The organism is Flavobacterium ranwuense (assembly GCF_004349315.1).
Taxonomy (GTDB): domain Bacteria; phylum Bacteroidota; class Bacteroidia; order Flavobacteriales; family Flavobacteriaceae; genus Flavobacterium; species Flavobacterium ranwuense.
This window is the reverse complement of the sequence record NZ_SMLH01000007.1, coordinates 144,781-159,478: the sequence shown is the minus strand read 5'-3', so window position 1 is coordinate 159,478 and position 14,698 is coordinate 144,781. Positions and strand designations below refer to the sequence as shown.

At 32.3% G+C, this 14,698-nt stretch carries 11 protein-coding genes; 4 read left to right on the top strand and 7 right to left on the bottom strand.

The features are described from left to right. The first annotated feature begins 36 nt into the window (after positions 1 to 36). Together E0I61_RS12390 and E0I61_RS12385 are read left to right on the top strand one after the other, a co-directional pair. Entirely contained in the window at positions 37 to 1,074 is a 1,038-nt protein-coding gene (locus E0I61_RS12390; RefSeq protein ID WP_132071765.1) for a formimidoylglutamase, read from the top strand. 112 nt (positions 1,075 to 1,186) lie between these two features. After that, positions 1,187 to 2,440, top strand: a complete 1,254-nt coding sequence (locus E0I61_RS12385; protein ID WP_131995068.1) for a DEAD/DEAH box helicase — start codon at positions 1,187 to 1,189, stop codon at positions 2,438 to 2,440. Between the two features lie 124 nt (positions 2,441 to 2,564). On the opposite strand, the gene E0I61_RS12380 is transcribed toward E0I61_RS12385, so the two are convergent. From E0I61_RS12380 to aroC, 3 genes are all read right to left on the bottom strand, one after another. Beyond that, a complete protein-coding gene (locus tag E0I61_RS12380; protein ID WP_132071763.1) occupies positions 2,565 to 4,772 on the bottom strand; it encodes a response regulator in 2,208 nt (735 codons plus the stop codon). 222 nt (positions 4,773 to 4,994) lie between these two features. Next, positions 4,995 to 6,275 (bottom strand): dicarboxylate/amino acid:cation symporter, encoded by a 1,281-nt coding sequence (locus E0I61_RS12375; RefSeq protein WP_132071761.1) that lies wholly within the window; start codon positions 6,273 to 6,275, stop codon positions 4,995 to 4,997. 150 nt (positions 6,276 to 6,425) lie between these two features. Further along, positions 6,426 to 7,484: a chorismate synthase gene (gene aroC / locus E0I61_RS12370; RefSeq protein ID WP_131995077.1), complete on the bottom strand. Its 1,059-nt coding sequence runs from the start codon at positions 7,482 to 7,484 to the stop codon at positions 6,426 to 6,428. A 194-nt stretch (positions 7,485 to 7,678) separates the two neighbouring features. Between aroC and E0I61_RS12365 the strand changes: the two genes are divergently transcribed. Next, the gene (locus E0I61_RS12365; protein WP_131995080.1) at positions 7,679 to 8,518 is read left to right on the top strand and encodes a UDP-2,3-diacylglucosamine diphosphatase; all 840 of its coding nucleotides are present in this window, start codon (positions 7,679 to 7,681) and stop codon (positions 8,516 to 8,518) included. 117 nt (positions 8,519 to 8,635) lie between these two features. After that, the gene (locus E0I61_RS12360) at positions 8,636 to 9,142 is read left to right on the top strand and encodes a hypothetical protein (RefSeq protein WP_131995082.1); all 507 of its coding nucleotides are present in this window, start codon (positions 8,636 to 8,638) and stop codon (positions 9,140 to 9,142) included. A 48-nt stretch (positions 9,143 to 9,190) separates the two neighbouring features. Here E0I61_RS12360 and E0I61_RS12355 read toward each other — a convergent pair whose 3' ends face one another. The 4 genes from E0I61_RS12355 to E0I61_RS12340 all read right to left on the bottom strand — a co-directional run bounded on the left by E0I61_RS12355 (position 9,191) and on the right by E0I61_RS12340 (position 14,694). Beyond that, positions 9,191 to 9,619: a protease complex subunit PrcB family protein gene (locus tag E0I61_RS12355; RefSeq protein WP_131995085.1), complete on the bottom strand. Its 429-nt coding sequence runs from the start codon at positions 9,617 to 9,619 to the stop codon at positions 9,191 to 9,193. Between the two features lie 71 nt (positions 9,620 to 9,690). After that, entirely contained in the window at positions 9,691 to 10,824 is a 1,134-nt protein-coding gene (gene bshA / locus E0I61_RS12350) for an N-acetyl-alpha-D-glucosaminyl L-malate synthase BshA (protein ID WP_131995088.1), read from the bottom strand. Positions 10,825 to 10,921: 97 nt separating this feature from the next. Continuing rightward, the gene (locus E0I61_RS12345) at positions 10,922 to 11,542 is read right to left on the bottom strand and encodes a phosphatase PAP2 family protein (protein ID WP_131995091.1); all 621 of its coding nucleotides are present in this window, start codon (positions 11,540 to 11,542) and stop codon (positions 10,922 to 10,924) included. A 155-nt stretch (positions 11,543 to 11,697) separates the two neighbouring features. Next, on the bottom strand, positions 11,698 to 14,694 hold the full coding sequence (locus tag E0I61_RS12340) for a glycoside hydrolase family 3 N-terminal domain-containing protein (RefSeq protein ID WP_132071759.1): 2,997 nt from the start codon (positions 14,692 to 14,694) through the stop codon (positions 11,698 to 11,700). Positions 14,695 to 14,698: the final 4 nt, after the last annotated feature.

Genomic DNA, 14,698 nt, shown 5'->3' with positions numbered 1-14,698 from the left:
GTAATTATATTATTTTTGAAAAAAAAATTTTTTTTAATGGAAAAAATCATCCCGTTTACAATCAAAGATCTTGCAAAAATTACGAACCATAGAAGTGGTGAAATAAAATTTGGAGAAAAAATGATAACTGTTCCAAAAGAGACTGATCCTGTAGAGTTTCTAAAAACGTGCGAGGCAAAATATGTATTGTTTGGAATCCCGGAAGATATAGGCATAAGAGCTAATTTTGGTAGGCCTGGTGCAGCATCAGCTTGGGATAGTGCCATTAAAAGTATCGCTAATATTCAGCATAATAGATTTTGTAAAGGAAGCCAACTTATTGTATTAGGCCAGTTGAATGTTAGCGTCGAAATGAAAGAAGTTGAGCATTTGGATTTTAATGATATTGACGATCGATCTAAATTAAGTCAATTAGTAGAAAAAATTGACAAAGATGTCTCTCATATAATCTTCAACATTATAAAACTAGGTAAAATTCCTATAGTTATAGGTGGCGGACATAATAATTCCTACGGAAACATAAAAGGATCTGCACTTGCAAAAGGTAGACCTATTAATGCTATAAACTTTGATGCCCATTCTGATTTTAGAATTTTAGAAGGACGCCACAGCGGTAATGGTTTTTCATACGCGTTTGAAGAAGGATTTTTAAAGAAATATTTTATTTTTGGTTTACACGAAAATTATACTTCCAAAAGTGTATTGGATATAATTAAAAAAATAGAAGACCGCGTACGCTACAATACCTATGATAGTATAAACATTAGAAAAGAGAAAGATTTTAATCTAGAAATGGCTCAAGCATTAGAGTTTATAAATGATGACTTTTTTGGAATTGAGATAGATTTGGATTCGATTCCTAATATTGCTTGTAGCGCAATGACTTTGAGTGGTTTCTCAGTGGAGCAACTTCGCCAATTTATATCCTATTTTGCAAAAAATAAAAATGCAGGGTATTTGCATATTTGTGAAGGTGCACCTGATTTAGGTGAAGAAAAAAACAATCATTTAATAGGTAAACTTATAGGATATTTAGTAACTGATTTTATTAAATCCAACCAGAATATTGTTTAACTTTTTAATCGAGAAATCGGTTAAACGAATAACCAAATAACCAAATCGAGAAATAACACTATCTTTGTTGCACTATCTATGTACTTAATACAAGATATTTAATACCAAAAATATGTTATTCGAAGATTTATCGCTCTCAAAAAGTATACAAAAAGCCGTATTTGAACAAGGCTACCTTAACCCAACTCCTATTCAAGAACAATCTATTCCTATTGTATTAGCAGGAAGAGATTTAATAGGTTGCGCACAAACCGGAACCGGAAAAACAGCCGCATTTGCTATTCCAATAATACATCAATTACACCGAATTGTGGGTTCTTCAAAAAAAGCCAAACAAATTCGTGCATTAGTAGTTACTCCTACACGTGAATTAGCAGTCCAAATTGGACAAAGTTTTGATACTTACGGTAAGTACACGAATTTGACACAACTTACTATTTTTGGTGGCGTATCGCAAAATCCGCAAGTTGATACCTTAAAAAATGGTGTGGATATTTTGGTAGCGACACCAGGAAGATTGCTTGATTTACACAAACAGGGTTTTATCGATTTAGATCATTTACACACTTTAGTTCTTGACGAAGCAGATCAAATGCTAGATATGGGATTTGTAAATGATGTAAAGAAAATTGTAAAGCTTACGCCAAAAAACAGACAAACATTATTTTTCTCAGCTACAATGCCAATGGCTATCCGAGAATTAGCCGAAATGTTTCTGACTGATCCAGCAACAGTAACCGTATCGCCAGTTTCGTCTACAGCTGAGAATGTAGAACAACGCGTTTATTTTGTTGAAAAAACAGAAAAAAGAAATTTACTATATCATTTAATTAAAAATGAAAATCTATCCGATGTTTTGGTTTTTTCAAGAACCAAGCACGGTGCTGATAATGTTGTAAAAGCATTACGAAAAAACAATATTGCCGCAGAAGCCATTCACGGTGACAAATCACAAAATGCAAGACAACGCGTTTTGGACGCTTTCAAAAACAAAGAAGTTGGAGTTTTGGTAGCAACTGATATTGCAGCCAGAGGAATTGATATTGACCAATTGCCTTTTGTAATTAATTTTGATTTACCTAATATTCCTGAAACCTATGTTCACCGTATTGGTAGAACCGGTCGTGCGGGAAATGGAGGTATTGCAATTTCTTTTTGCAGTAAAGACGAACATACCTATTGGAAAGACATCCAGAAATTAATAAAAGTGGATGTAAAAACCGTAAATGATCATCCTTATCCTTGGCATTCAGGAAGTCCGGAAACTGCTCCTGGATCCCAGCAAAAAAATTCAAACCGTAGTGGTGGAGCTCATAAATCAAGAAAATCAGAAGTTTCTAAACAAAATAAAAAACGCTGGTATTAATTAGATACTACTCTTTAATTTTCATCTGTAAGTAATGCCTTTTGTCTACAAAACAAAAGGCATTTTTATTAAAATTAAAATTTCTCACAAAGCAATTTTTAAAAACAAGATTAACAAAAATAAATTAAGATATACTTTTAGGTTTTGATATTAGAATACTGATGATTTCAAATAATTTAATTGAATCAAAAGGTTTTATAATGATGTCATTGATTCCGGCTGAAAGAGCTTCTTCGATTATTTCTGCTTTATCAAATGCCGTTAATGCTACGATTGGTATGTCGATACCTTTTAGACGAATCTTTCTTGTAGTTTCAAAACCATTGATTAAAGGCATATTAATATCCATCAATATTACATCAAAATTCTCTTTTTCCAGTATTTCCAATGCAGCGTAACCATTGTCAACAACACTACATTTATAGTTGTTCTTTTCAATAGTTTTTCTGGTAATGACTTGATTTATATGATTATCCTCTACTACTAAAACATTGACCACTTGGGTTGAACTCACATCAACTTGAATGTTATTGATAATTTCAGTTGTTCGCGCAGGATTAAATTCAAAAGCAATTATAAATTTGAATGATGTTCCTTTTCCAATTGCACTTTCGAGCGAAATATCACTATTGAACAAACCTAACAGTTGCTTTACAATGGAAAGTCCTAAACCGGTTCCTTGATAATCAGTTTCTTTTCTACTAATCTGAACAAATTTATCAAAAACCTTTTCTTGGTCAGTGGCATGAATTCCTATTCCGTTATCTTGGATTTTAAACTCTAAAAAATGAGATTTTCCCTCAACTCTCACCAAATTTACATTTATGCTTACTTCGCCTTTCTTTGTAAATTTCAATGCATTACTGACCAAATTCATAATGATTTGAGAAAGCCTTAACTTATCACCTATTAAGTATTCTGGAATATTAGGATCAACATTCACTTGAACAACATTATCATTTGTTTTGGCTATAAAAGATAATGAACTTTTAATCATATTAATTTCGTCAGAAATATTAAAAGTCAAATTTTCAAGAATAATTCTATTGTCTTCAATTTTATTAATTTGCAGAATATCATTTACTAATGATAATAAATATCTGGCTGAAAATTTAAGAGAACTTAAATGCGGGCTATGCGCTAATTCTTTATGCTCATCAAGTAACATATTAGTAATTCCTACCACACCGTATAAAGGAGTCCTTAATTCATGACTGATTGTAGAGACAAATTGTGATTTTAATACGGAAGCTTCCTCTGCTTTTTCTTTGGCAATTATTAATTCCCTATTGGTTTCAGAAAGCTCAGCATTCGTTTTCTTCCTATAATTATTATTTTTGAATAAAGAATAGAGCAATAGCAACAATACTAAAAATATAATAATAAATAGTAGTACTATAGTTTTAGATTTTTCTAAACTTTGAAGTTGAGTCTTTTTTTCAATTTCAATTTTATCTATTTCTCTTTTATACTCATCTAATTCTAAATTTATTCCTGCTACACTTGCTTTATCAAGTTTTTCTTTATTGTAGAGTTCATCAGTAATTGCATTATAACGCTCGAGATTTTCATATGCTTTTTTATGATCTCCCTTTTTTAGTAAATATTTAGAGTATTCTAGATGTGCAAAGGACAAATCTGACTTTTCATTTCCTTTATTTCCAAATTTTATAGCATTTAAAAAAAATAATGTCGCTTTATTATGGTTTTCTTTGTAACCATAATACATTGCATTTAGCATATTTAAAGCTACAATGGTTGTTTCATCACCATGTTTTTTATTATACTTATTGATAAATTCCAAACTTGGCAAACCTTTTTCAAAACGACCAATATCAAAATAAGCCCACGCAATATTAAGTTTAGTCATAAAAACCTGATTGGTATCTGCTAATTTTTGACTGTACTTAAGGGAGTTTTCATAAAATTTTATTCCTTTTACATATTGCTTTTTCTCAAAACAATAGATATTACCTAAATTGTTATTTATCTTTTCTCTTAAAATGTCATTATTCGTCTTATCAGCATAGAATAGACTCTTGTTGTAGAAAAATATGGCTTTATCAAATTCAGCCATCTCAGCATAATTCGCTGCAATTGTAATATAGGAAATAGCAATAGCATACAAATCATTAGCGTCAATAGCGGAACGAAGCGCTAATTTAGAAATATCCAAAGATTTTTCAAAATTAGCATCCTTAAAGTATTGGGACGCTTGATCCGTTAATTTAGTGATTTCTTTCTTTGAATATATTCTTGTCTGTGCAATTGAATTATCACCAAAATAATTTAATACAAACAATAGTAATAAAACAATCCGTAAATTATACATAAAGAATCAGGGTTTATCAAATATACATTTTTTTAATAAAAAAAGGAACGATATATACACATTATATATTAAAATAAACAGAATAAACAGATATTCAAAAAAAGAGGATTACTAGCCGTAAAATTAAAAAATGCTTGAAATTTAATTTTTAAACATAAAAAAACCTGCTCAACTAATTGAACAGGTTAAATATATTATTTACCAGAAAAACTTAAATTATAACTATTCAGAAATTACAGTTTCATTTTCATCATCACCTTCCCATTGCCCAACAACTGATGTAGCCAAAGCATTTCCTAAAACATTTGTTGCACTACGAAACATATCGCAAAAATGATCTATTGGTAAAATTAATGCGATTCCTTCAATTGGAATATCAAACATACCACAAGTTGCTGCAACTACTACTAAACTTGCCCTTGGGACACCTGCAATTCCTTTGCTGGTAAGCATCAAAACTAAAAGCATAGTCATTTGTGTTCCTATATCTAAATCAATACCGTAGGCTTGAGCAATAAAAATACTGGCAAAGGTCATGTACATCATACTTCCATCTAGATTAAATGAATAACCTAGTGGCAGCATGAAAGAAACGATTCTGTCTTTTACTCCAAAACGTTCTAATTCTTCAGTCAATTTTGGAAAAACCGCTTCGCTACTGGTTGTTCCAAAAGCAATAATTAAAGGACTCACAATTCTTTTAAGTAAAACAGTCATTCTACTTTTTAGAAAAATGTAACCAACAACTATTAATACCAGCCAAAGTGATGAAATTCCAACTAAGAATGAACCAAAAAATTTGAAATATGTAATCGCTAATTCCTGAAAATCTCTTACGGCGAATACTCCGGCAATTGCGCCAAAAACTCCTATTGGAGCAAACTTCATTACGTAGTTTACCATTTTAAGGACAATGTGAGACGTTTTATCTAAAGCATTTATAACGGGCTTTACATAATCCCCCAGTGCTGCTGCCGCTAAACCAAAGAAAATAGAAAAAATCACAATTTGTAAAATTTCATTGGTAGCCATTGCTTCAAAAATACTTTTTGGTACAATATGTTCAATAAAATTTTCAAAAGATATATTTTGAGTTTTTGCAGTAACTTCTGAAACAGACCCTAAATCAACATTTGATAAATTAAGCCCGACTCCCGGTTCAAGTATGTTTACAAAAAACATTCCCAATAATAACGATACGAATGAAGCCGTAAAAAACCAACCCATCGCTTTACCGCCTATTCTTCCTACTGCTTTAATATCCCCCAATTTTGCAATTCCTACAACAAGCGTTGTGAAAACTAATGGCGAAATAATCATTTGAACTAATCTAATGAAAACTGTTGCGAGGATTTTAATTTTTGCACTAAAGCCTTGGGCTGCTTCCGCAGAAATTGAATTATGAATTATAATACCTAGAATGGCACCCAAAACCATAGCTATTAATATTTGTCCCGTTAATCCTGAAAAAAAAGATGGTTTTTTAGTTGTTTTGGTATTCATTAAATTGATTGTTAGGTTTTAGTCTTAGCCCTGATTATTTTTCTTCTATTCTCATAAGTGTCCAGTAAATTTTCTTTACAACAATATGTTTTTCTTGTTTGCTGCCAAGCAAGGGAAAGATTAAAGCAGGAAAAGCTTCAAAAATTAGTATTAATAGGTTTTGTTTATCAAATAAAAATCAGCAAGTACAATGGCAGCCATTGCTTCAACTATAGGCACTGCACGAGGAACCACGCAAGGATCATGTCGTCCTTTTCCGGTCATCTCGGTAATATTACCTTTGTTATCCAATGATTCTTGTTTTTGCATAATTGTAGCTACAGGCTTGAAAGCCACACGGAAATAAATATCCATTCCGTTGCTAATTCCTCCTTGAATTCCCCCTGAAAGATTCGTTTTAGTTGTTCCATCAGGATTGTATAAATCATTGTGCTCGCTTCCTTTCATCTTAGCTCCATCAAAACCACTTCCAAATTCAAATCCTTTTACGGCATTAATAGAAAGCATGGCTTTACCCAATTCAGCATGAAGTTTGTCAAAAACAGGTTCTCCTAAACCAATAGGCACATTTTGAATCACACACGTTACAGTTCCACCTACAGTGTCCCCTTGCTTGCGAATATCACGAATATATTCCTCCATAATTACCGCTGATGCTTCATCAGGACAGCGAACAGGATTATTTTCAGTTTTTGAAAAATCTAATTCTTGGTATGATTTTTCTAAAAAAATAGGACCTACTGAAGAAACGTAAGCATTGATTTTTATTTCTGGTAACATTTGTTTGGCTACCGCTCCAGCCACCACTCTGCTGGCGGTTTCACGTGCAGAACTTCGTCCACCACCACGGTAATCACGAACACCATATTTTTTTTCATACACATAATCGGCATGACTGGGTCTATAATTATCTTTTATATGAGAGTAATCGTCTGATTTTTGATTGGTATTCGGGATAATAAAACCTATGGGCGTTCCAGTTGTTTTACCTTCAAATATTCCGGAAAGAAATTGTACATCATCCGGCTCTTTACGTTGGGTAACTATAGCCGATTGACCCGGCTTTCTTCTTGACATTTCAAATTGAATTGCATCTAAATCTATAGTTATTCCAGGAGGGCAACCATCTATTATACCGCCTAATGCTTCACCATGTGATTCTCCAAAAGTTGTTATTCTAAATAGTGTTCCGTAGCTATTTCCTGCCATTATAATTAGTTTTGAACAAAAGTACCATTTTAGTTTAAAGTTTAAAAGCTTATCCCGAGATTTCGGGATAAAGTTTTAAGGAACATTTCACATTTATTGATATTAATTTAATCTTGTCTTAGATTTCTTAACCTTTAATTTCATTTTTATTGCTAATAATTCTATTAATTTGGTAAACTTCAAATTCAAATACCTTGAAAAAAAGAAAAGTCGAGTTAGTGGTGATTTCTGATGTGCATCTTGGAACTTTTGGTAGTCATGCTAAAGAACTTTATAATTATTTATCTTCTATAAAGCCTAAAACATTAGTGTTGAATGGTGATATTATAGATGTATGGCAATTCCGAAAATCCTATTTTCCAAAAGCGCATTTAAAAGTTATACAAAAAATTATAAGCTTTGCATCCAAAGGAACAAAAGTTTATTACATCACAGGAAATCATGATGAAATGCTCCGAAAATTCAGCGATATGAATATGGGTAATTTCGCATTAGTTGACAAATTAGTTTTAGATCTCGATGACAAAAAAGCATGGATATTTCACGGTGATGTTTTTGATGCTTCTGTCCAACATTCAAAGTGGATTGCCAAACTGGGAGGTTTAGGGTATGATTATTTAATACTTTCAAATCGATTTGTAAATTGGTGCTTGTCAAAATTGGGGAAAGAACCCTATTCTTTTTCTAAAAAGATAAAAGCAAGCGTAAAAAAAGCAGTAAAACACATTTCTGATTTTGAAGAGACAGCAACTGAATTAGCCATCGAAAAAAAATACGATTATGTTATTTGTGGACATATCCATGAACCAAAAATGATTCATAAGGAAAACAAAAATGGGACTACTTTATATTTGAATTCAGGAGATTGGGTGGAGAATTTGACTGCATTGGAATACAATAAAAAACGCTGGAAATTATATAGTTATTCTGAAGCAAACTATGTTGAAGAAGAAAATCTTTTTGAAATGGAAGATATTTTGAGTAATCAAATAGTGGCTACAGCATTTTTCTCGAAACAAAATATTCTAATGTAATACTAGTTTAAAAAGTATCAAAATTCTAAAAAAATGTAAATTATATAACTTTTATATAAAATCTTATAAGCATCATATCCTACTAAATTATACATTTGTATTTATAAAAACTTACTTATGAAAAAAATTATTTTATCGGCAATAATGTTAATGGGATTAGCATTTGCCGCACAAGCACAAGATATTTCAAAAAATGCTTTAGGATTACGTTTTGGTGGCAATAATGGTTTTGGTGGAGAGCTTTCTTACCAAAGAGCATTAGGAAGCAACAATAGACTTGAACTTGATTTAGGTTGGAGAAACAGAAGTAACTATAACAATAATGGTTATGATGACAATGCAATAAAATTAGCAGCTTTGTACCAATGGGTATGGAACATTGATGGTGGTTTTAACTGGTATGCTGGTGTAGGTGGTGGTGTAGGAAGCTACAGTTATGATGACAATAATAACGATTCAGTTAATGATACTTTTGTATTTGCTGCTGGAGATATTGGTATTGAATACAACTTTGACATTCCTTTGTTAATTTCATTAGATTTCAGACCTGAATTTGGAGGAAATGGATATTACGAAAACAATTATGGCTCTGATGTAGCTTTAGCGCTTAGATATCAATTCTAATATTTTAGAACATATAGTAACAACGCCACTATTGCTAGTGGCGTTTTTTTATTTAAAAATAATTTCTTTTTTGGAATTTATTTTGACTACACAAAAAGGATTTGTAAATGCTTGTGTAACCATACTCCCGGGCTCAGGAATCGTTTCTTTTATGGTGATAACAATATTTTTATCGGTTTCAACTACAGTATCAATTCCTATACTATAACCTCCCGAAGTTTTTTCACCCATATTCAAAACTATAAAATTAGAAGTCTGAATATCATTCGGACCAATTTTATTTTTTAAATTTTCATCATTCTGTAGCATTGCAATTTCATTTGGTTCAGAAAGAATCTCAAAAAAACGAATACTTGCACCGCCATTCGTCTGTTGTGTCAAGACTTCATATAAAGAATTTTTATCGGAACTTTTTGAAGATGTTGCTCCACAGGAAACTAACGTTAAAGCCACTAGTGATAATACTATTTTTTTCATTGCAGAATTTTATTGATTAATAGATTAAATTTAAAAAACGTTACTTTCTTCTATTATAGAAAATGTAAAATCTATGTGTATTTTTTTATGGCTTTTTTATATAATTCTTCATAAAGTGGTAAGATGTTTTTGATGTCAAATTGTTTTGCGACAGACAGTGCATTTTCTTTAAATTTATTCAGAGTAGCATCATCTTTTAAAATTTTCAAAGCATTTTGTGCCATTTCATCCGTGTTCCCCACATCGCTCAAATATCCTGAAATACCGTCAAAATTCACTTCTGGTAACCCTCCCGAATTACTCGAAATTACAGGGACTCTCCATGCCATAGCTTCGAGGGCTGCAAGTCCAAAACTTTCGGTTTCAGATGGCAACAGAAATAAATCTGTATAACTCAAAATTTTATCGATTTCATTACTGTTTCCAAAAAAGATGACTTTATCCTGAATTCCTAATTCCTGACATAAATATTCTGCTTTTTCTTTTTCAGGACCATCCCCTACCATCATCAATTTAGCAGGGATCTCTTTTTGAATCGTATAGAAAATTTTAATTATATCCGGAATTCGTTTTACTTTTCTGAAGTTACTGATATGAGTAATGATTCGCTCATTTTCCTTTGCCATTACGGAACGATGACAAGCAATAGTAGGATCATTGACGTTTTTATCTAATTCTATAAAATTAGGAATCACCTCAATTTCGTTTTTTATATTAAATAACTTATGGGTATCATCTTTCAAACTTTGGGAAACCGAAGTAACAAAATCAGATTTGTTAATGCTAAAAGTTACTGCTGGTTTATAGAACGGATGATTCCCAACTAATGTAATATCCGTTCCGTGAAGTGTAGTCACCATTGGAATATTAATTCCTTCATCTTTCAGCATTTGTTTTGCCATATACCCAGCATAAGCATGCGGAATAGCATAATGCACGTGAAGCAATTCGATTTTATATAACTTTACCATATCTACCAATTTGCTTGACAAAGCCAACTCGTAAGGTTGATAATGAAACAATGGATATTCCGGGACATTCACTTCGTGGTAATGTACATTTGGATTTAAAAGAGCCAAACGAACTGGTTGGCTATACGTTATAAAATGAATTTCGTGACCACGTCTTGCCAATTCAAGACCTAATTCTGTAGCGACAACACCACTTCCTCCAAAGGTAGGATAACAAACTATTGCAATTTTCATGTATGTGTTTTAATGAAACGAATTTAAGAAAAATAGGAATGCCTTTTATGGAAATTTAAGTTAAATACAATAAAAGATAATTACATTGTTTCATGCGCTATTTGTCCTTTCCAGATCTTTTTTTATTTATCCATTTATTCACTTTATAGCTGAGATAAGCCGAGCCGCTTCCTATAATTGCTCCTGCAAATACATCACTTGAATAATGAACCCCTAAATGCATTCGTGAATATCCTACTGCTCCTGCCCATACAAAAGATGGCGCAATTACATACCATTTGGGATATGCTATGCTCAGTGATGTTGCTGTTGCAAAAGCTAAAGAAGTATGACCGGAAGGAAATGAACTCTCCACTGCCGATGTTGCTTGATCAATATCGGGATAGGTTTCAAATGGTCTGTCCCTTTTCATAGTATGTTTCAATGCAGTGGTAATAAAAGCATTCACTAAAAATGTTTCTCCTATAAAAATTGCCTGTTTCTTGATGGAACTATCTTTCTTTATTAAACCAACAGAATATACAATAATGGGAGTTGCAATACTAAATGGGACCGCACTATTCGTTACCAATTTAAAAGTAGGATCTAAGTTCTTATTTCTATCTACATTAATATCGCGTAGAATATTTATATCCATATTTTGAGCATTTACAAACGTCATGCAAAAAAGCAATACAATTAAATTGACTTTTATAAAAACGGTATTCTTATTTTTCATCAAGCTGTTTTGGCCCAAATATACTATAATACAGGGTAAAGTTTGTAACTAAATACTTCAAATAAAACTCACAAAAGCGCTTTTAATAGCAATAGCCCAAATGAAATTGTTTGCTAATTTCATTTGGGCTAAGTACTAATTAATATATTATTTGGTTAGTTTACAATCGCTTCATAAATCACCTTCTGGATATCTTCACGAATGTTTTCTTTAGATAATCTGTTTTCACCTGCAACGGGGAAAGTTCTATTGGATAAAAATACATAGACAATTTGCGTTTCGGGATCGGCCCAAGCCATAGTTCCTGTATAACCGGTATGTCCAAAACTTGTCATGGAAGCACAACCGCACGTAGGTCCTTCAGTACCCAATTGTGGTTTATCAAAACCAACACCTCTCCTATTTCCTGCAGCACAAAAATAACACGTATTGAAATCTTCAAATGTTTTTTCAGAAAAATACCGCTGATTACCGTAACTTCCTTTTTGCAGATAAAGTTCCATTATTTTAGCCACATCCATAGCATTCGAAAAAACGCCGGCATGACCGGAAACACCGCCTTCTAAAGCCGCCGACAAATCATTGACATATCCTTGCAAAAGCTGATGACGGAAATAAGTATCTGTCTCTGTTGGTGAGATTCTGTTTATATCAAATTTAGCCAATGGATTAAAACTTGAATTATTCATTCCGAGTGAACGGTAGAAATTCTCTTGAATTAAAACATCCAATGTTTTACCCGTTGTTTTTTCTAAATAATCCTTCAAAATCATAAAAGTAAGATCACTGTACTTGTATTCTTTTTTCAATGAAACTTTACTCTTAACAATCATTTTCATAATTGTGTCACTAAAATCATTTCTTATAAAAAGACTGTCTGCTAATTGCTTAGAAAACTGCTCTTCCGGAATTTTTCTAAAATAAACTTCCGAAGGAAATTTTGATTTATCCATAGTAGCTTTATAAAATGGAATTCCAGCGGCAAGTCCAGCATAATGGGACAATAAATCCTTAAAATTAATATTCGCTTTATTGGAATCTTTAAAAATAGGACACATTGTTTCTAATGTAGTTTCCAAATTAATTTTTTGCTGATCGTATTGCAGCATTACATTGGGTAGCGTAGCCAGAATTTTTGTCAATGAGGCAACATCATAAATATCTGAATTTTCAACTTTCAAAGTTTTATCATAAGTGTGATGTCCGAATGATTTTTGATAAATTACTTTTCCTTTTCTGGCTACCAAAACCTGAATTCCGGGTGTCATTTTACCATTAATCGCTTTATTGGCAATACCATCAATTTTCGACAAAATTGTAGCATTCATTCCTACATTTTCTGGAGTTGTGAATCCTAAGCGATTTAACTTTTCGGTTGGCAATCCATAATTTACTTTGAAACTAGTGTTGATTGAAACGGGTAATTTTCCTTTGGCTTCAATCGCTCCAAAAATTAGTTCTGCAGAAACTATTTGTGCAATAGTACTGTTTTGATAGGAAACGACCAATCCTTCGATTTCATCAAAATTTGTAATGGGCAATAACGAATATGGTTTCGCAAAAACATCCAGAATCACATTATTGTTTTTGGCTAAAAATTTGATCTTAAATAATTCATTTGATTTTAAATCGTCATTTTTAAAAGCAACATCTGATTTGTGGTATCCAATGATCACAGTTGTAAATGGTTGTAACTTCACTTGTAAACTGTCCAAATTAGCATCTGCAATTACTGTTACTTCAGCGTATTTTTTTAAAGTCGAAATAAACGCATCATTGCTGTCATCTCCTATTTTTACGTAGGCAATTTTTTGTTTTTCCAAATTTTTTATTGGTAAAACAGCAGCCGTATTTTTTAGAACAGTAACTGCATTTTCATACAACTCATACTGTAAAGCGTCATTTTTAGAGGAATTTAAATCCTCATATAAATTATCCGTTACAATAGGTTTATAAGAGTTTAAACCCGCTTTATATTTGAACTTCAATATTTTCTTTACAGAAAAGGCCAATCTTTCGTCTGTAAATAAATTAAGAGAATAAGCAAGCATAAATTTTTCAATTGCAGCAGGAACATTTTCAGGAAATAACAGTACATCATTTCCAGCCATAAAAGCTTCAAAATTAATTTCACTGGGTACCATGAAGTTGCTCACTCCTTTCATATTCAACGCATCAGTAAAAATAAGTCCTTTGAATCCCAATTCTTTTTGAAGAATATTGGTTACCACATTATAGGAAATAGAGGAAGGATAATTAGGTCTTGATTCTAAACTGGGAACGTTTAAATGCGCCACCATAACAGACGAAAGTCCTTCGTGAAACATTTCTTTATAGGGATAAAACTCTACTTGCTCTAATCTTTCTTTAGAAAAATTAATGGTTGGCAATCCTTTATGAGAATCCGTTTCGGTATCGCCATGACCGGGGAAATGCTTTCCGGTAGAAAAGATTCCTTGGCTCTGAACGCCTTTCATTAAAGCAATGGCACGTTCTGTAACTTTAAATTTATCTTCACCAAAAGAACGAAAACCTATAATGGGATTTCTGGGATTTGTATTGATATCGAGAACCGGGGCAAAATTAAACTGCAATCCCAATCGTTTGCTTTGTTCCCCCATTTGAGCACCAACCTTTTCCAACAATTTCATGTCCTGGATGGCTCCAAGTGTCATATTCCAAGGATAGCGATACGTAGAATCAAGTCGCATACTCAATCCCCATTCCGCATCACTACCAATAAACAAAGGGATTTTTGACTTCGATTGAAAACGATTGGTTAATTTAACTTGACGAGCTGGACCTCCTTGGAAGAAAATTAATCCTCCAATTTTGTTGTCTTGTATCTGCTTGTCAATGGCGTTGAAGTGTACAGTATCTTTATTAGAATAAGCGGCAACCATAAATAATTGCCCAAATTTTTCCTCTAAAGTCATTGCATTGTAAACACTATCAACCCATTTATTTCCTTCGGGAGATAATTCAAAAAGTCTAGGAGTATTACTTAAAGCTATACTGTCCAAATTTTTTGATTTGGACGGACCGTTGGTTAAAATTACTTTATTCTTATTAATTTTTGTCCCAACACAACTTGAAGCTACAAAGAAAATTAAGACATAAAATAAAACAATTTTGACGCCTATTTTTCTCATGGTA